Origin of the sequence: Streptomyces buecherae (assembly GCF_014295035.1) — a bacterium.
Taxonomy (GTDB): domain Bacteria; phylum Actinomycetota; class Actinomycetes; order Streptomycetales; family Streptomycetaceae; genus Streptomyces; species Streptomyces youssoufiensis.
Window position 1 is genome coordinate 1,759,569 of sequence record NZ_CP060404.1, and the last position, 17,503, is coordinate 1,777,071.

The following is a 17,503-nucleotide window of genomic DNA, read 5'->3' on the forward strand; positions in this document are numbered from 1 at the left end:
AAGGTGTGGACAGGGCGCCGGTGGCCCGCCTACAGTGCGGTCACGCCCTAGATCACGGAAGGAGGCCGGAGCCATGTACGTCACTTCATTCCCGCGCTCCCGCCCCGTCCGCAGGGCTGCCTTCGTCTGACGCCGTCTGACCGGGAGCGCACCGCATTCCTGGAAGGACTCCCGTGACCGATCTGGTCATCCGTCCGCTCTCCGAGAGCGACGCACACCTCTTTCACACCCTGCCCGACCCCGGCCTCGTCGGCCACGGCGCGTTCGAGCGGCGGTACGCCACCTTCGCCCAAGGCGGCGAGTACCGGCCCGACTGGACCTGGGTCGCCCTGCGCGAGGACACCGTGGTGGCCCGCGCCGCCTGGTGGGCCGGCCCGGACGACGCGAAGCCGATCGCCCTGGACTGGTTCGACTTCACCGACGCCGACGCCGCCGTGCAGTTGCTGCGCGCGGCGCCGTTCCGCTCCGACTACGCGTTGCTGCTGCCGCCCGACTGGGAGCGCGACCCGGCGGTGCGGGAGGCGGCCCGGGCCCGTGTCGACGCCGTGACCGACGCCGGCATGGACCAGCTCGTCGGCCGCCACCGCTACACCTGGACGCCCGAGTGCGGGGTGCCCGAGCAGCCGGGCCGGCTGACGTTCAGGCCGACGCCCGACGACGAGGAGATCCTCGCCGTGCTGCGCCGGGTCCAGCACGGCACGTTGGACGCGCACGCCCGCCGCGTCATCGCCACCGACGGCCACGACGCCGCCGCGAAGGAAGAGCTCGACTTCTTCCACTGGTGCCCGTCCCCGCGCGAGTGGTGGCGCACGGCGTGGACGGCCGAGGGCGAACTCGTGGGGCTGCACGTCCCGGCACGTAACCAGACCGCTCCGGTCATCGGCTTCATCGGGGTCGTGCCCGAACAGCGCGGCCACGGCTACGCGTACGACCTGCTCGCCGACTGCACCCGGCTGCTCGCGGCGGAGGGCGTGGAAAAGATCTTCGCCGAGACCGACCACGGCAACCGGCCGATGGCGGCCAACTTCGCCAAGGCCGGTTACCCGATCTCCCAGGAGCGCGCCTACTTCCAGTGGCCGCAGCCGTGAGGCTGAGCCCACGCTGACGGCGTGCCCCGCGCGCGGCGTATGCCCAGCGCCCGCCCCCGTGCCCGCCAGGCACGGGGGCGAGCACGGTCACCAGGCGCGGCACGCCCGGCGGCGTACGCCTGGGGCGCGGGCCTGGGCCGGTGAGGGCGTCGGCCCGGGGTGGTCGGTGGGCTCAGTCCTCGGCGGGCTGGAGCCGCAGCGATATGGAGTTGATGCAGTACCGCTGGTCGGTGGGGGTCGGGTAGCCCTCGCCCTCGAAGACGTGGCCCAGGTGGGAGCCGCAGCGGGCGCAGCGCACCTCGGTGCGGACCATGCCGTGCGAGCGGTCCTCGACCAACTCGACCGCGGACGAGTCCTTCGGGTCGAAGAAGCTCGGCCAGCCACAGTGGCTCTCGAACTTCTCCGTGGACCGGAACAACTCGGCGTCACACGCCCGGCAGGAGTAGACCCCCTCGGCCGTGGTGTCGGTGTACTCGCCACGGAAGGCGGGCTCGGTGCCGGCCCGGCGGAGCACCTGGTATTCCGCCGGCGACAGCTCAGCACGCCACTGCTCGTCGGACTTCTCGACCTCGTACGCCATCTCGCGCCTTTCGGGGATGCGGTCTTACGCGTCGTCGCCGGCCCGCGGCCGTCGCGCGGCGCGGGCCGGCCACAGGTCAGCCTTTCAGCCGGGCCACGATCCGCGGACCGAGGTCCGTGACGTCGCCCGCGCCCATGGTGAGAACCAGATCACCGGGGCCCGCCATTCCCGCGACCAGCTCCGGGACCGCCTCCCGGTCGGCGACGGCCCGCACGTCCGCGCCCCGGGCGGTGGCCGCGTCGATGACCAGGGCGCTGGTGACGCCCGGGACCGGGTCCTCCCGGGCCGGGTAGATGTCGAGCACGAACGCCGCGTCGGCCAGCGCCAGCGCCTCGCCCATCTCGACGCCGAGCTCCTGCGTGCGGCTGAAGAGGTGCGGCTGGAAGACCACGAGCACCCGCCCGTCGCCGGCGCCGCCCCGGATGGCCTCCAGGTCGGCGGCGATCTCCGTGGGGTGGTGCGCGTAGGAGTCGATGACCTGCACGCCGCCCGCGGTGCCGCGGAGCTGGAGGCGACGGTTGACGCCGGTGTACGAGGCGAGCGCCGTGGCCAGCTCGCGGGTCGGCAGGCCCATCGCGGTGCCGGCGGCGAGGGCCGCGACCGCGTTGTGCGCGTAGTGCCGCCCGGGCACCGAGATCGTGAACGTGAGCCGCTCGCCGTCGGCCAGGGCCACGGTGACCTCGCTGGTGAGGCCGTGCGGGGTGACGTCGAGGATGCGCAGGTCGGCCTCCTGCGACTCGCCGTAGGTGACGATGGTCAGGTCCCGCCGGCCACGGACGCGGCGGGTCAGCTCGCGGGCGCCGGACTGGTCGGCGGCGATGACGAGCGTGCCGCCGGGGCGCACCCGGGCCACGAAGGTCTCGAAGGACTCGTAGATCTCGTCCATCGAGGCGTAGTTGGCGTGGTGGTCGAGCTCCACGTTGAGGATGACGGCGACCTCGGGCTCGTACTTGTGGAAGCTGCGGTCGCTCTCGTCCGCCTCGGCCACGAAGATCTCACCGCTGCCGTGCCGCGCGTTGGAACCGGGGGCGTCCAGGTCGCCGCCGATCGCGTACGACGGGTCGACGCCCAGGGTGCCGAGGGAGACGGCCAGCATCGAGGTGGTGGTGGTCTTGCCGTGGGTGCCCGCGACGGCGATGGCGCGCCGGTCGGTCATCAGGGCGGCCAGCGCGTCCGAGCGGTGCACCACCGGGATGCCCCGCTCGGCCGCCGCCCGCAGCTCCGGGTTGTCCTGGCGGATGGCGCTGGAGACCACGACGCTGGTGGTGTCCGGGGCCAGGTGCTCGGCCGCGTGCCCGACGTGCACCGTGGCGCCGAGCGCGCGCAGCGACCGCGCGGTGGCCGACTCGCGCGCGTCGCTGCCCGCGACCTGGGCGCCGCGCATGGCGAGGATCCTGGCGATGCCGGACATGCCGGCACCGCCGATCCCGATGAAGTGCGGGCGCGCCAGCGCGTCGCCCGTCGCGGGCGCCGCCACGGCCGCCGTGGCCGTCCCGGTCGACGCCGTGGCCGTGGCCGCGGGGGCCGCCGCTTCGCGCCGCGCTGCGTTCTCGGAGCCGAGGCCGGCCGGTGCCATCGCGGTTCTCCCTGGTGGTAGAGGTGTGGGCGGCCGGGTGGCCGCCGATCCGGTACGGGGTCGCCACTGCCGCCGACCCCGGCCAAGATTCTCGCACCCCGGACCGACACCGCCGCCCCCGGCCGCGCGCCCCCGCGCCGGCCCGGGCGGCGGGTCAGCCCTGCTGGCTCTCGGGGGGCTCGTCCGCCGCGTGCGAGAAGAGCTTGAGGACGGGGACGCCGACCTTGTGCCGGGCCCGGGAGGCCCAGTCGCGGTGGAAGAACTCCTCGACGAAGTGCGGCGCGGTCAGCACGATGACCTCGTCGGCGCCGGTCTCCTCGACCACGGAGCGCAGCAGGTCCAGCGGGTGGCGTTGGACGAGCTGGCCCACGGCCTCGCTGCCGGTGGCGCGCAGCGCGTCCAGGGAGTGGGCCAGGGCGCGCTCGGCGGGCTCCCCGTCCGCGTGGCCCTCGGGCATCTCGGCCTCCTGGACGGCCCGGTCCAGCTCGCCGAGGGCCACGTCGTCGATCGCGCGCAGCAGTCGGTCCTGGTCGCCGCGCGGCTGCATGAGGACGATGAAGGAGACGGCATCGTCGCCGTGTAGCGAGGCAACGAAGTCCACATCCGCTGGTGTCAGGGGCTGCTCGATCATCAATACGCTCGTGAACACGACGGACGCCCTTCTTCTCCCTGGGCCCGAGCGGCCCAACAGAAACCATCCTGCGCGTGCCCGGACGGGGCCGCGTGACACAAGTCTGCCCAGCGGAAGTTAACCGGAACGGTAAATTCCGCCGATTGTCAGAACCGACGGTAGCGGGTGAAGAGGAAACCGTCCTCCTCCATGACGGAAGCGATGGAGAATCGTTCCGGCACGGTGAGCGCCGGCCCGTTGACCACGCGCGCCGCCTCGCCCGACGCCAGCAGCGGCGCCACCGACAGGCACAGCTCGTCCAGGGCGCCGGCGGCCACGAACTGCCCCAGCAGCGTCGGCCCGCCCTCGGTGAGCAGCCGGGTCAGCCCGCGCTCGGCCAGCGCCCCCTTGACCAGCCCCGGGTCGACCCGGGCGCCCTGGCCCGCGCGCACCACCACGGCCCCCGCCGCCTCGGCCGCCGCCACCCGCTCGGCGGGCGCCCCGGCCCCGGTCAGCACGAGGGTCGGCGTCCGCGGCGCGGTGAACAGCGGCAGCGAGAAGTCCAGGTCAAGGCTGGCGCTGACGACGGCGATGGCGGGCGCCGGCGACTGGCCCGCCGCGGCCCGGCGCGCCGCGAACGCCTCGCGGGCCTTGGCCGGCCGGTACCCCTCCTGCCGCACGGTCTGCGCGCCGACCACGATCGCGTCGGCCAGCCCGCGCAGCACCCCGAAGATCCGCATGTCGGCGTCGGAGGACAGCGGCTGCGAACGGCCGTCGTGGTAGGCGGCGCCGTCCAGCGAGGCGACCATGTTGGCCCGCAGCCAGGCCGTGGGCCGCGGGCTCGCGGTGGCCGGCGTGTCGGCCACGCCCGCCCCGGTCGGCGGCCCGGCGGCGTCGGCCTCACCCGGATAGGCGTACGCGTCGGCCAGCTCGTCCAGCGACCAGGAGCGCGCTTCGATGTCCGTCGGGTCGGGTGTCGGGGGGAAGAGGCGTCGCATGGCCGCAGTGTGACATGGGTCCCTCGGCGGGCGGTGGACCGGTGTGCAGCGACTAGGCTGGAACGCTGTGTCCTTCTCGTCCTCCTCTGCCGACTCCGCCGCCAGCTCTGCGCCCGCCTCCCGAATAGGGACCGCGGCGACGCACGAGGGCCCACTCGCGCTGACCTCCCGCGCCCCACGCGTCCCCGCCGACCAGCTCGTCGCCGAGATGGTGCCGCCGCCCCGCTTCGGCCTCGTGAGCTTCGACAACTACCTGCCCGACCCGAACCAGCCGAGCCAGGCCGAGGCCGTGCGCGTGCTGCGCGCGTTCGCCGCCGGCCTGGGCGAGGGGGCCGGCGGCTCCTCGGACGGGCGCCGGCGCTGGTTCCGCAAGGCCAGGCCCGCCGCGGCCGGTGCCCCGCGCGGGGTCTACCTGGACGGCGGGTACGGCGTCGGCAAGACCCACCTGCTGGCCTCGCTGTGGCACGCGACGCCCGCGCCAGCCGAGCGCAAGGCGTTCGGCACCTTCGTGGAGCTGACGAACCTGGTCGGCGCGCTGGGCTTCCAGGAGACGGTGCGGACGCTGAGCGGGCACCGGCTGCTGTGCATCGACGAGTTCGAGCTGGACGACCCGGGCGACACGGTGCTGGTCTCCAGCCTGCTGACCCGGCTGGTCGAGGCGGGCGTGGCGCTGGCGGCCACCTCCAACACGCTGCCGGGCAAGCTGGGCGAGGGCCGGTTCGCCGCGGCCGACTTCCTGCGCGAGATCCAGGGGCTCTCGGCGCACTTCCGCCCGCTGCGCATCGACGGCGAGGACTACCGGCACCGGGGCCTGCCCTCGGCCCCGCCGCCGTACTCCGACGCCACCGTCACCGAGGTCGCCCAGCGCACGCGCGGCGCCTCCCTGGACGACTTCGGCGCGCTCCTCGGCCACCTGGCCACGGTCCACCCGAGCCGGTACGGCGCGATGACCGACGGGCTGCACGCGGTGTGCCTGACGGGCGTCACGCCCGTCCCCGACCAGGCGACCGCGCTGCGCCTGGTCGTCCTGGCCGACCGGCTCTACGACCGGGAGGTCCCGGTGCTGGCCTCCGGCGTGCCGTTCGACCAGCTCTTCAGCGAGGAGATGCTCGAAGGCGGCTACCGGAAGAAGTACTTCCGCGCGATATCCCGGCTGACGGCCCTGGCGCGGGACGCGAAGGGCCTCCTGGAGGCGTAGCGGCGCGAGGCCCTGGGGCGCGGCGTCGGCCCTGCCGCCTCGCGCGCGTCCCGCACGGCTTCGCCGCCGCGAGCGGGTGGACGGGTCACGGGGTGCCGAGTGCGGGTGGGGCGGGCGGGACGGGTCCCAACGGGTGGGCGCGGTGGCGGCGTTGGCCTGGGCGAGCGGCTCGGGGGCGCGGGAGTGCCGCGTGGCGGGGGCGTGGCGAGCGGGGCGGTCGTACGGGGCCGGGGGTGGCGTGGCGGGTGCGCGCGGCCGGTTCCCGTCCGGGCCGTTGCGTGGTACACACGGGCGGATCACGTCACCTGTCCGCCACCAGGGAGTCACCTTATGTCCACGACACGACGTCAGGTCCTGGCCCGCAGCGGGGCGCTCGGGGCCGGCCTCGCCTTCACCGGTGCGCTTTCCGAACTCTTCGCCGGCACGGCCGCCGCCGCGCCCGGGGCCGATCGGCCGGGCGGTTACGGCCCGCTGGTGCCCGACCCGGACGGACTGCTCGACCTGCCGGCGGGCTTCCGTTACCAGGTGCTCTCCCGCGAGGGCGACCCGCTGCGCTCGGGCGAGGGCGAGGTGCCCAGCAACCACGACGGCATGGCCGCCTTTCCCGGCTCCCCCGGCCATCCGGGCCCCGCGGCCTACGGGCGGGCCCACACCCGGCTGGTCCGCAACCACGAGAACCGCCCCGACGCCGCCATCCGGGTACCCGCCGTGCCGGACCTGACGTACGACCCGGCGGGCATGGGCGGCTGCACGACGCTCGCGCTCGACCAGCGGAACCGGGTGCTCGGCGAGCGGGTGGCGATCGCCGGCACGGCCGTCAACTGCGCGGGCGGCCCCACGCCCTGGCACACCTGGCTGACCTGCGAGGAGACCGAGGACCGGGCCGGCACCAACGGCTACACGAAGGACCACGGCTTCGTCTTCGAGGTCGACCCGTACAACCCGCTGCGCACCGGCGCCGTGCCGCTCACCGCGATGGGGCGCTTCCAGCACGAGGCCGTCGCCGTGGACCCGCGGCGGGGCGTCGTCTACGAGACCGAGGACGCCTTCGAGCGCCCCTTCGGCCTCTTCTACCGCTTTCTGCCGAACAAGCCGCGCGGCGGGCGCGGTTCGCTGCGCGCGGGCGGCGTGCTGGAGGCCATGCGGGTGCCGGAGGTGCCCGACCTCTCGGCGATCCGGGAGCCCGGCACCGCCTTCGACCGCGTCGAGTGGGTGCCGGTGCCCGACCCGCTGGCCACCCGGACGCCCATCCGCTTCCAGGACTTCGGCAAGGGCGGCATCACCCACGCGCAGAAGCTCGAAGGCTGCTACTGGGGCGGCTCCAGCGTCTACTTCGTCTCCAGCTACGCCCGCAGCGAGGAGGGCTCGGCCGGGGACCACTTCGGCCAGGTGTGGCGGTACGACCCGCGGCGCGAACGGCTGACCCTGGTGATCGTCTTCGGCCCCGACACCGACGTGGCCCTCCCCGGCGAGTCGCCTGACAACATCACCCTCGCGCCCAGCGGCGGCCTCATGGTGTGCGAGGACGGCGACGGTGCCCAGCACGTCTACGGCCTCTCGCGACGCGGCGAGGTCTACCCGATGGCGCGCGGCCGGCAGAACCTGGGCACGCCCGACGAGCCGTCGTGGGGCGAGTTCGCGGGGGTCACCTTCTCGCCCGACCACCGCACGATGTACGTCAACTGCTACAGGCCGGGCACGACGTTCGCCGTGACGGGCCCCTGGCGGTAGCCGCCGGACGGGCGCCGCCGGCGCGCGCACCGCGTACCGGCGGCGCACTCGGCCACGTGTCCGGGCCGCGTGCCCTGGCCGCGTACGCGCGCTCAGGCCCTTCGCGCACTGAGCGCGCAGGCCACGGCGGTGGCCGCGGCGCACAGCAGCGCGGCGGCGGCGCACGCCGGCACCGGCATCGGCACCGCCCCGCTGTGCGAGCCGCTGACCAGGTCGCGCACGGCGGCGTGGGCCGGCGACGGGGCCTGGACCAGGGCCACGAGCGCGGCCAGCGCCGTGGCCAGCAGGGCGTATCCGGGGCGGCGCAGCAGCGGCCAGTTGCACAGCGCGCCGACCGCCGTGCCGAGCAGGGCGCAGGCGACGGCGGCCAGCAGCCCGCCCACGGTCGCCTCGCCCACCGGGACCGCCACCCGGTGGTCGGCGCTGTGCGCGCCGCTGATCCGCGCGACGACCACGGTGGCCAGCGCGCCGAGCGCGGTCGAGCACAGCAGCGCGGTCAGCACGCACGCCAGGTGGACCCGGGCCGGGCTGGTCGCGGCTGCCGCGACCTGCCGGGCGGCCGGCGGGTCGCCGGCGACGCACACCCGCACCAGCCAGGCGGCCACCGGCAGCAGGCCGGCGGCGGTGTAGCCGAGCGAGTCGAGGACGGGCTGCCCCGACTGGACGCCGATCGCCAGGAAGATCCCGTACAGCAGCAGCGGGGGCAGCAGCCGGTGGGAGCGGACCAGCAGCTCCGCCTGGTAGCGCAACAGGGCGGTCACGGGCGCTCCTCGGGCTTCGGCGGGTGCGGCGCGCGGCCCGCCGGCGCCACCGGCCCCTCGGGCGCGGGCGGCTCGGTCACGGCCCGGATGTGCCAGGGCGGGTGGGCCGTGAGCAGGGCGCGGAGCAGCGCGTCGGAGTACGCGGCGGGCACCGTCAGCGCCGTGCCGCCGTCGGGGGCGCCGGCCACCTCGGGCGCGCCGGGCAGTCCGTCCGGGGGCGCGGCGCCCGGCGGGCCCACGGCCTCGATCCGTACCCGCCGGCCCGCCGCTCTCGGGCCGGCCGGCCCGTCCGCCGCGAGCGGCCCGTCCGGGTCCCGCGGGGCGAGGCCGGCGCCGTGGACGTGGTAGACGGCGTCGGCCGCGCCGGCGAGCCGCCGTGGGTCGTGGTCGACGAAGACCACCGCGCCGCCGTCGGCGACCCGCTCCGCGACCGCGCGGTCGAGTTCGGCCCGCGCCCGCTGGTCGAGCCCCGTCCACGCCTCGTCGAGGACCAGCAGTTCCGGGTCGGCCAGCAGCGCCTGGGCGACGGCGACCTTCTGGCTGGTGCCCTTGGAGAGTTCGGCGAGCGGCGTGTGGGCGTGCCCGGCCGCGCCGAAGCGCTCCAGCCACCGCGCCGCCGCGTGGGCGGCGGGCCGCCCACGCAGGCCGTGCACCCGGCCCAGGTGGGTGAGGTAGCCGACGGCCGTGAAGGGCAGTTCGACGGGGAAGCGCTCGGGCACATACGCGGTACGGGGCCGGCCCCGCACGCGGCCGACGGTGGGCCGGTCGATGCCCGCGACGATCCGCAACAGGGTGGACTTGCCGGTGCCGTTGGTCCCCACGATCCGCAGCAGCGCCCCGGCCGGCACGGCGAGTTCGACGTCGCGCAGCACCCACGGGCCGCGCGGCCCGTACCGCCGGCCAACGCCCTCCAGCGCCAGCGTCGTTCGGAGCTCGCCCGGCGGCGGTCGTAGCGCTCTCATGGCGCCGACCCTAGCCGAGGCCCCCGGCCACGGACCGGGTCGGGAGCGCCGGCTGGGGCGGGCCCCGGGCGGCCCCGGGCCCCGCGCCGGCCGGGCGCGCGGCGAGTGCGCGAGCGGGCGGGGGGCTCGGGGGCGGGCTGGCAGACTGGAGCGCGTGATCAACTCCGCTTCCGACGCCCACCACGACGCCTCCCCCGCCACCCCCGACGACTCCCCCACCCAGCCCACCACGGGGCCGGGCGACGCCACCGCGCGCCCGGACGCGGCCGGGCAGCCGCGCGCGGCCACCGACCGTGACGCCGCGCCGCAGTACGTGCTGCCGCTGGTGGTACGGGTGGAGAAGGCCGCTCCCCCGGCCCGTACCGACGCCCTGGAGGCCGCCGCGCGCGCCGTGCTCACCCTGCTCGCCGACGAGCGGGCGACGGCGGCGGACGGGCCGTGGGCGAAGGCCGTACGGGACTGGGAGGACGCCCGCATCCGCAAGGTGGTGCGGCGGGCGCGCGGCGCCGAGTGGCGGCGGGCCGCTGAGCTGCCCGGGATCACGGTCACCGGCGCCAGCGCCGAGGTGCGGGTCTTCCCGCCGGTGCCGCTGGACGGCTGGCCCAGGGAGTTGGCCAAGCTCCAGGTGTCGGGTACCGAGTTGGCCGAGCCCACCGCGCCGGGCCCGCCGGAGCCGGGCCTGCCCGTGCTGTGGCTCAGCCCGGAGCTGGAGATGTCGGCCGGCAAGGCGATGGCCCAGGCCGGGCACGGGGCGCAGCTCGCCTGGTGGGAGCTGACCGACGAGCAGCGCGCGGCCTGGCGTGGGTCGGGGTTCGCGCTGGCGGTGCGCGTCGCTCCGCCGGAGCGCTGGCGGGACCTGGTCGACAGCGGGCTGCCGGTGGTGCGGGACGCGGGATTCACGGAGATCGCTCCCGGTTCGTGCACGATCGTCGCAGACCACCCGGCCCTTCGGAAACGCCCCAGGGAACTGTGATACTTAGGCACGAGAACATCTGTACTGGTGCCCAGGGGGGCGAAGTTGAGCACGTCCCGGAAGAAGTCACGTCGAGCGCGTTCGTCGCGTGAATCGTCGAAGTCATCGAAGAAGACCCTTTACACGGCGGTCGCGATCGTCTCGGCGTGTGCCGTGACCGCGGTCGCGATAGGGCTTTCCCGTGGCGATTCCGACGACGGGAAGAAGGAATCCGCCACCGCCACCGGCGCCCGGCCCACGCTCCCGGGCCCGCTCGACAAGGACAAGGACGGCAAGCCGAAGCCTACGGAGGAGCCCTGGGACGGCAAGGTCAAGGTGCTCGGGGACGGTTCCACGTCCTACACCGGGCCGCAGCCGCACCAGCCCAAGGCGACGAAGCTGAAGCCGGGGCAACGGCCGCCGCAGTTCATCGTGTTCTCCTGGGACGGCGCGCTCCAGGGCGATGACCGGCTGTTCTCGCACTTCCGCCAGGTGGCGCGGGACAGCAACGCGAAGATGACGTTCTTCCTGACCGGGATGTACCTGGTCCCGAAGTCCAAGCGCGAGTTGTACCGCCCGCCGCAGCACAAGCCGGGCAGCGCGGCGATATCCTTCGCGACCGATCCGCACATTCGGGACACCCTGGAGCAGTTGCGCGGCGCGTGGCAGGACGGGCACGAGATAGGCAGCCACTTCAACGGGCACTTCTGCGGCGCCAAGGGGGGCGACGACTGGAGCGTCGACGAGTGGAAGAGCGAGATCAAGCAGCAGTACTCGTTCGTGCAGAACTGGAAGACCAACACCGGTTTCACGGACATCGACCCGCTGCCCTTCGACTACACGAAGGAACTGGTGGGCGGCCGGGCCCCGTGCCTGGAGGGGCAGAAGACGCTGATACCGGCGGCCAAGTCGTTCGGCTGGCGCTATGACGCGAGTTCCCCGGGCGACTTCCAGATCTGGCCCACGAAGATCGACGGGGTGTGGAACTTCCCGCTCCAGCTCCTGCCGTACCCCAAGAGCGAGAAGCAGGTCCTTTCCATGGACTTCAACTTCCTCTACAACCAGTCCGGGGACAGCACCGAGGGCGATCCGGCGAAGTACGACGAGTGGCTGGACCTCACCACCGGCGGGTACATGAACGGCTTCGAGCGCGTCTACAACGGCAGCCGCGCCCCGCTGTTCGTCGGCAACCACTTCGAGAACTGGAATGGCGGCATATACATGCAGGCCATCGAGAACGTGATGCGCGAGGCGTGCACGCGCAAGGAAGTGCGCTGCGTGTCCTTCAAACAGCTCGCCGACTGGCTCGACGCCCAGGACCCGAAGGTGCTCGCCAAGCTCCGTGGCCTGGACCCGGCGCAGGCGCCGGACTGGAAGACGTTCCTGAAGTAGCGCCCGCCCCGGGCGGCCCGGCCGCTCCCGCGCGACCGGCCGGGCCGCCCGCGCGCCGCCGTGGCCGGCCCGCCGCCGGCCCCGCCCGGCCGGTGGCCGCTGGCGGGTCGGCCGGCGCCGTGGTCAGGGCGAGGAGCGCAGGTAGTCGCGCCAGATGGCCAGCGGGTAGCCGGCGCCCGTCTTCCCCGACGCGTCGCCGCCCACGCCGTCGAGCGGCAGCAGTTCGTGCGTCTCGGGGTCGAGCCTGCTGATCGACACGGCCGTGGCGAGCACGTCCCGGTAGCCGACGAACCAGGCCGAGGTGCGGTCCTGGGCCGTGCCGGCCTTGCCCGCCGCGCCCGGCCCGACATCGCCCGCCGCGCTCGCCGCGCCGGTGCGCAGCGAGTCCCTGAGCGCCCCGTCCACCGCCTCGGCCACCTCGGCGCGCAGCGCCCGCTTCCCGCTGGGCACGTCGAGCGGCACGGCGTCGCCGTTGCGGGTCAGGTGGGTCACCGAGTACGGCTCGGTGTGCATGCCGTGCGCGGCGAAGGTGGCGTACGCGCTGGCCATGCGGATCGCGCTGGGCTTGGCCGTGCCGAGCGAGAGGGCGGGCACCTGTTCGCCGAAGCTGCTGGGCAACAGGCCCGCCGTGGTCGCGGTGCGACGCACCCGGTCGAGGCCCACGTCCATGCCGAGCTGCATGATCGGCGTGTTCACCGAGTTCACCAGCGCCTGGTGCAGGCTGATGTCGCCCCAGGACTTGCCGTCGTCGTTGCGGGCCCGCACGATCTTGCCGCCGCGGTCCCAGTACGGGCCCTCCGGCGTCTGGAGGGCGGCCTTGTCGTCGCCGTCGTACACGGTGGCGGGCGTGATCGTCTTCCGGCTCTCGCCACGCTCCTTGAGCACGCCCTCCTGGAGTCCGGCCGCGTAGACGAAGGGGGCGAAGGCGGTGCCGGCCGGCACGTTGGAGGCGTTGGCGTCGTTGAAGCCCTGCTTGACGTAGTCGGGGCCGCCGTAGAGGGCGACGATGCGCCCGTCGGCCTCCACCGAGGCGGCGCCGATGTGCAGTTCCCGATCCGCCTCGCGCTCCTTCGGCCGCAGGTCGTCGCGGACCTCCTTCACCGACGTGGCCAGCGATTCCACCTTCGGCCTCTCGAAGGTGGTGCGAATCTGGTAGCCGCCGAGGTCGAAGTCGGCGGGCTCGATGTCGGTGTGGGCGGCGACGTAGGCCCGCGCGGTCTCCACCAGATATCCCGTCTGCCCGTCGAGGCCGACCGGCTTGGGGGGTTTGCGCGGCTCGGGGAACTCGGTGATCTGCTCGCGCTCGGAACGGGAGAGCTTGCCGATCTCCACCATGCGGTCGAGCACCCATTCCCAGCGCTCCACGGCCCGCCGGTGGTTGGCGTCGCTGAGGTGCGGGTCGTACATTCCCGCGCCCTTGAGGAGGGTGGCGAGGAAAGCGCCCTCGCTCACGGTCAGTTCGGACACGTCCTTGCGGTAGTACGCGTAGGCGGCGCGCTGGATTCCATAGGTGCCGCGCCCGAACCAACTGGTGTTGAGATATCCCTCCAGAATTTCGTCCTTGCTCATCTTGTTGTCCAGCTTGATGGCGATGAACATCTCGGTGACCTTGCGGGAAAGGTCCTGCCGCTGGTTCAGATAGGCGTTCTTGACGTACTGCTGCGTGATGGTCGAACCACCCTGGGTGTCGCCCCCGGTGATCATGCGCGTCACGGCGCGGAACATGCCGGTCGGGGAAACACCGCTGTCGGAGTAGAACGAGGCGTTCTCGGCCGCGAGCACCGCCCACCGCACGTCTTCGGGTACCCGTTTCAACGCCGTGGCCTGCCGGTTGATCTGGCCCGTCCGGCCCATTTCGGTGCCGTCGGCCCAGTAGTAGACGTTGTCCTGCTGGGTGGCGAAGTCGTTGAGGTCGGAGGGTATCTCGGTCTGCGAGTACGCGTAGCCGGCGACGCCCGAGAGCGTGCCGAGGACGAAGAGGAACGTGCCGAGCACCAGCCGCCAGGAGGGCACCCACCGGCGCACGCCGCGCCTGCCCGCGCGCGGGTAGTCGATCCGGGGCCGGCGTAGCGACGGGCCACGGCGCGGCCGGGCCTTGCGCCTGCGGCCCCTGCCGGTCGCGCCGCCCTGGCCGGTCGCGCCCGGAGCGGCGGGGGGCGCGGGGGCGGTGCCGGGGCGGGGCGGGGGGTGGCCGCCGCTCGCGGCGGCCCTGCCGGGGGTGACGATGCCGAGGGTGATCGTGTGGGCGTCGTCGTGCCCGGGCGCCGGGCGGGGCGCGGCGGGCGACGTGCCCGGCTCCGCGGGCCCGTCCGAACCGTCCGGCCCCCTGGACTTTCGCGCCTTGGCCGCCGCGAACAGCTTTCCGATCCGCACGTCTCTCCTACGTCCCGAATGCGACGCGGCGGACCCGGCGCGCACCCGCACCGATCCGCGCCCCCACAACCGTCCGACTCTATGGCGCCTTGTGAACAGCTTTCGCAAGAGAACCGCACAAGTTCGTAGCAGTGCCGACATTAGCGGACCCGCACGAGCGCAATCCATGCATCCCAACTCGCGTGCCCATCATCACCCAACCCGCCCTGGGCCGCACGAAAACCAAGCCCACAGCCCCTTTACGCGCCTCCCCGCACTCCCCGAGAGCGCGCCCGCGCCCGCCGGCGCACCACCCCGCCGCGCGGCGCCCAACCCCCTTGGGCCCGCCGGGAGATCGCCCCCGGAGCAACCTCAAATGAAGCTCTGAACCGAACGCGGACGGGGTTCGTCCCCCCTACGGGGGGCCAAGACTCTCCCCACGCGGATGGACGCGCGCATTCTTCCAGGGGGGCAACCATGAAACGACTGGGGACCGGAATCGGGTGGCGACCGGAGATCGCCGAGGACATCGCTCGCCTTCCCGACATCGACTGGGTGGAGGTGGTGGCCGAGAACATCTGCCCGGGCCACGTCCCCGACGCCCTCACCGCCCTGCGCGAGCGCGGCACGACCGTGGTGCCGCACGGGGTCTCGCTCGGGCTCGGCGGCGCCGCACCACCGGACCCGGCACGGCTGGCCGCCCTCGCCGAGCGCGCCGAGACGCTGGCCGCGCCGCTGGTCACCGAGCACATCGCGTTCGTACGCGGCGGGGGGCCGCTGACCGCGTCGCCGGAGATCGAGGCCGGACACCTGCTGCCGGTGCCGCGCACCCGTCAGGCGCTGGCGGTGCTGTGCGAGAACGTGCGCATCGCGCAGGACGCGCTGCCGGTGCCGCTGGCCCTGGAGAACATCGCCGCGCTGATCTCCTGGCCGGGCGAGGAGCTGACCGAGGGCCAGTTCCTGACCGAGCTGGTCGAGCGCACCGGCGTCCGGTTGCTCATCGACGTCGCCAACCTGCACACCAACCACGTCAACCGCGGCGAGGACCCGGCCCGCACCCTGGACGCCCTGCCGACCTGGGCCATCGCGTACGTGCACGTGGCGGGCGGCGTCGAGCGCGACGGGGTGTGGCACGACAGCCACGCCCACCCGGTCACCCAGCCGGTGCTGGACGTGCTCGCGGAGCTGTGTTCCCGGGCGACGCCACCCGGGGTGCTGCTGGAGCGCGACGAGGCGTTCCCGCCCACGGCGGAGCTGGCGGCCGAACTCGACGCCATCCGCGCGGTCGTGGCCACCACCCCGACCGCACCGACGCCCGACCGGACCGCCCCCTCGGCGCGCCGGGCGGTCGCCCCGGCGCGCGCCCTGCCGCACCTGAGGGCCGTCCCCGCGCCCCGCTCGCCCGCGCCGACCCCGCGACCGGCCCGCGAACCGGTGGCGGCGGCGCACGGGGCGCGGTCTGCGGTACGCCCGGCGGCACCGCGCCCGGCGTCCGGCACCGGCACGGCACGCGCCACCCCAACCGCCGCCCCGACCGCCGCCGCCCCGACCGCCGCCGCCCCGACGGCCCGACCCGCGGGCCACCGCGCCGCGCCCGGCGTCGTGTCCGACGCCCTGCCCGCCGCGGGCCCCGTCGCCGCGCCGAGCGCGCCGGACGCCGCCACGGCCGGGGTCGCCACGCCGGACGCCGGTGACGCGGAGCGGCAGCGGCTCGCGCTCGCGCAGACCGCCCTGCTGTCCGCGCTGGTCGCGGGCACGCCGGCGCCGGAGGGGTTCGACCGTGGCCGGCTGCGCGTGCAGAGCCGGGCGCTGGTCGCCAAGCGCGCCGACGTGGTGGCCAGGATCGCCCCCGAACTGCCGGAGATCCTCGGCACCGCGTACCGGCCCGCGTTCGTGGCGTACGCCCGGCACCGGCCGCTGCGCGGCGGTTACCGGCGGGACGCGCTCGCCTTCGTCGAACGGCTGCTGGCGACCGAGGAGTTCGCCGACCCCGTGGTGCACCGACGGCTGGCGGCCTGGTGGCAGGAGCGCTCGGGGCCCGCCCCGCTGTCGGCGCGCCCGGCGGCGCGGCTGCTGCGCGCCGCCCGACTGGCATGGGGGAGGAAGCGATGATCACCGCGCTCGCGCTCGCGCTGGCCGCCGTGGTCGGCGGCGCGCTGCTCGCCCTGGTCCTGGGCGTACGGGCCTTCCGGCGCACCCTCTCGACGGTGCGCACGGAGCGGCCCGACGACGTGTGGGAGGCCGCCTTCCTGGCGGGCGGGCCCGGTCGGGTCACGGACCTGGCGCTGTACGCCCTGCACGCCGACGGGCGGATACGTGTCGGGGACCCGGGCGTCGTCACCGTCGAACAGGCGGTCGCGCGGCACCCGGTGGAGAGCGAGGTCCTCGCGGCGCACGCCCGCTCCCCGCACGGCGGTCTCGGCCGGCTGCGCGGCGAGGTGATGCGCAGCGCCACCGTGCAGGGCATCGGCGACCGTCTCGCGGAGCGCGGCCTGATGGTGCGGCCCGCCGTCATCCGGCACTGGCGACGACGGGCGCGCACGCTGGCGCTGACCTGTCTGGGGCTCGCGTTCCTCGTCGTGCTGCTCGGCCTCGGCGGGCTCGGCGACTCCGTCGGCTCGACGCTCGGCGCGCTGCTGCCCTCGCTGGCCGTGGGCTTCGTCGGCAGCCTGGTCTGCGTGGCGGCCGTCGGCGGCCGGCTCACCCCGGCCGGCGAGGCGGCCTTCTTCACGTACGCCTCGACGACCGGCTCCGAGACCGGGGACGAGGTGCCGGCCACCATGAACCGCGTCGCGGCCAAGGGGCCGCACGAGATCAGCGGGAAGCTGCGCACCCTGCTCCAGGAGGCCGCGCGGAAGGGCTCGGCCGCGCCGCTGGTCGCCGGAGGCGCGGCGGTGGCGGCGCCGGCGGTCGCCGAGGTCACCTGGTGCGGCACGGCGCCCGAGCTGTCGGTGCGGGCCAGCTCGTCCGGCAGCGGGGGCGGCGGGGGTAACGGGGGCGGCGGGGGCAACGGATGTGGCGGAGGCAACGGTTGCGGCACCGCCTCGTGCGGGGCGGGCTCCGGTGACGGCGGTGGCGGAGGGGGAGGCAGCGGTAGCGGCGGAGGCAGTGGCTGCGGGGGCGGTTGCGGCGGCGGAGGCTGCGGGGGCGGTGGCGGCTGACCCGGGGGCCGGGCGCCGGCGCGGCGGCGTGGGGCGGGGACGGCGTGGGGCGGCTACGGACGTCGCCCCACCCACCACCGTGCGTGGTTCGGGCCATCCGTTCTGATCCGGTCCGTGCGTCTCGTACCCACGGACGGTCACC

At 74.9% G+C, this 17,503-nt stretch carries 14 protein-coding genes; 7 read left to right on the forward strand and 7 right to left on the reverse strand.

The features are described from left to right. The first annotated feature begins 173 nt into the window (after positions 1–173). On the forward strand, positions 174–1,088 hold the full coding sequence (locus H7H31_RS06365; RefSeq protein WP_187060579.1) for a GNAT family N-acetyltransferase: 915 nt from the start codon (positions 174–176) through the stop codon (positions 1,086–1,088). Between the two features lie 172 nt (positions 1,089–1,260). Here the strand turns inward: H7H31_RS06365 and msrB are convergent, their stop codons facing one another. The 4 genes from msrB to H7H31_RS06385 form a co-directional block, all read right to left on the reverse strand. Next, positions 1,261–1,668 carry a peptide-methionine (R)-S-oxide reductase MsrB gene (gene msrB / locus H7H31_RS06370; RefSeq protein ID WP_176164627.1) on the reverse strand — a complete coding sequence of 136 codons (408 nt, stop codon included), beginning with the start codon at positions 1,666–1,668 and terminating at the stop codon, positions 1,261–1,263. A 76-nt stretch (positions 1,669–1,744) separates the two neighbouring features. Beyond that, entirely contained in the window at positions 1,745–3,244 is a 1,500-nt protein-coding gene (murC, locus tag H7H31_RS06375) for a UDP-N-acetylmuramate--L-alanine ligase (protein ID WP_187060580.1), read from the reverse strand. A 154-nt stretch (positions 3,245–3,398) separates the two neighbouring features. Then, a complete protein-coding gene (locus tag H7H31_RS06380; RefSeq protein ID WP_232109715.1) occupies positions 3,399–3,893 on the reverse strand; it encodes an indole-3-glycerol phosphate synthase in 495 nt (164 codons plus the stop codon). Between the two features lie 128 nt (positions 3,894–4,021). Then, positions 4,022–4,852 carry a pyrimidine reductase family protein gene (locus tag H7H31_RS06385; RefSeq protein ID WP_187060581.1) on the reverse strand — a complete coding sequence of 277 codons (831 nt, stop codon included), beginning with the start codon at positions 4,850–4,852 and terminating at the stop codon, positions 4,022–4,024. A 124-nt stretch (positions 4,853–4,976) separates the two neighbouring features. On the opposite strand from H7H31_RS06385, the gene zapE reads away from it, so the two are divergent. Together zapE and H7H31_RS06395 are read left to right on the forward strand one after the other, a co-directional pair. After that, positions 4,977–6,050 (forward strand): cell division protein ZapE, encoded by a 1,074-nt coding sequence (zapE, locus tag H7H31_RS06390; protein WP_232110250.1) that lies wholly within the window; start codon positions 4,977–4,979, stop codon positions 6,048–6,050. Between the two features lie 330 nt (positions 6,051–6,380). Beyond that, positions 6,381–7,781: an alkaline phosphatase PhoX gene (locus H7H31_RS06395; protein ID WP_187059947.1), complete on the forward strand. Its 1,401-nt coding sequence runs from the start codon at positions 6,381–6,383 to the stop codon at positions 7,779–7,781. A 92-nt stretch (positions 7,782–7,873) separates the two neighbouring features. On the opposite strand, the gene H7H31_RS06400 is transcribed toward H7H31_RS06395, so the two are convergent. Beyond that, the gene (locus tag H7H31_RS06400; protein ID WP_187059948.1) at positions 7,874–8,542 is read right to left on the reverse strand and encodes an ABC transporter; all 669 of its coding nucleotides are present in this window, start codon (positions 8,540–8,542) and stop codon (positions 7,874–7,876) included. Further along, positions 8,539–9,504, reverse strand: coding sequence for an ABC transporter ATP-binding protein (locus H7H31_RS06405; protein ID WP_187059949.1), 966 nt, complete (start codon positions 9,502–9,504; stop codon positions 8,539–8,541). Before H7H31_RS06405 ends, H7H31_RS06400 begins: the two co-directional genes overlap by 4 nt. Before the next feature lie 154 nt (positions 9,505–9,658). Between H7H31_RS06405 and H7H31_RS06410 the strand changes: the two genes are divergently transcribed. Both H7H31_RS06410 and H7H31_RS06415 read left to right on the forward strand, forming a co-directional pair. Then, the gene (locus H7H31_RS06410) at positions 9,659–10,477 is read left to right on the forward strand and encodes a peptidyl-tRNA hydrolase (protein WP_372456016.1); all 819 of its coding nucleotides are present in this window, start codon (positions 9,659–9,661) and stop codon (positions 10,475–10,477) included. A gap of 27 nt (positions 10,478–10,504) precedes the next feature. Continuing rightward, positions 10,505–11,848 carry a polysaccharide deacetylase family protein gene (locus tag H7H31_RS06415; protein WP_372456015.1) on the forward strand — a complete coding sequence of 448 codons (1,344 nt, stop codon included), beginning with the start codon at positions 10,505–10,507 and terminating at the stop codon, positions 11,846–11,848. 123 nt (positions 11,849–11,971) lie between these two features. On the opposite strand, the gene H7H31_RS06420 is transcribed toward H7H31_RS06415, so the two are convergent. After that, entirely contained in the window at positions 11,972–14,221 is a 2,250-nt protein-coding gene (locus H7H31_RS06420) for a transglycosylase domain-containing protein (protein WP_232109717.1), read from the reverse strand. 456 nt (positions 14,222–14,677) lie between these two features. Between H7H31_RS06420 and H7H31_RS06425 the strand changes: the two genes are divergently transcribed. Continuing rightward, the gene (locus H7H31_RS06425; protein ID WP_187117832.1) at positions 14,678–16,312 is read left to right on the forward strand and encodes a multinuclear nonheme iron-dependent oxidase; all 1,635 of its coding nucleotides are present in this window, start codon (positions 14,678–14,680) and stop codon (positions 16,310–16,312) included. Next, the gene (locus H7H31_RS06430; protein WP_187117833.1) at positions 16,309–17,361 is read left to right on the forward strand and encodes a TIGR04222 domain-containing membrane protein; all 1,053 of its coding nucleotides are present in this window, start codon (positions 16,309–16,311) and stop codon (positions 17,359–17,361) included. Before H7H31_RS06425 ends, H7H31_RS06430 begins: the two co-directional genes overlap by 4 nt. Positions 17,362–17,503 lie beyond the last annotated feature (142 nt).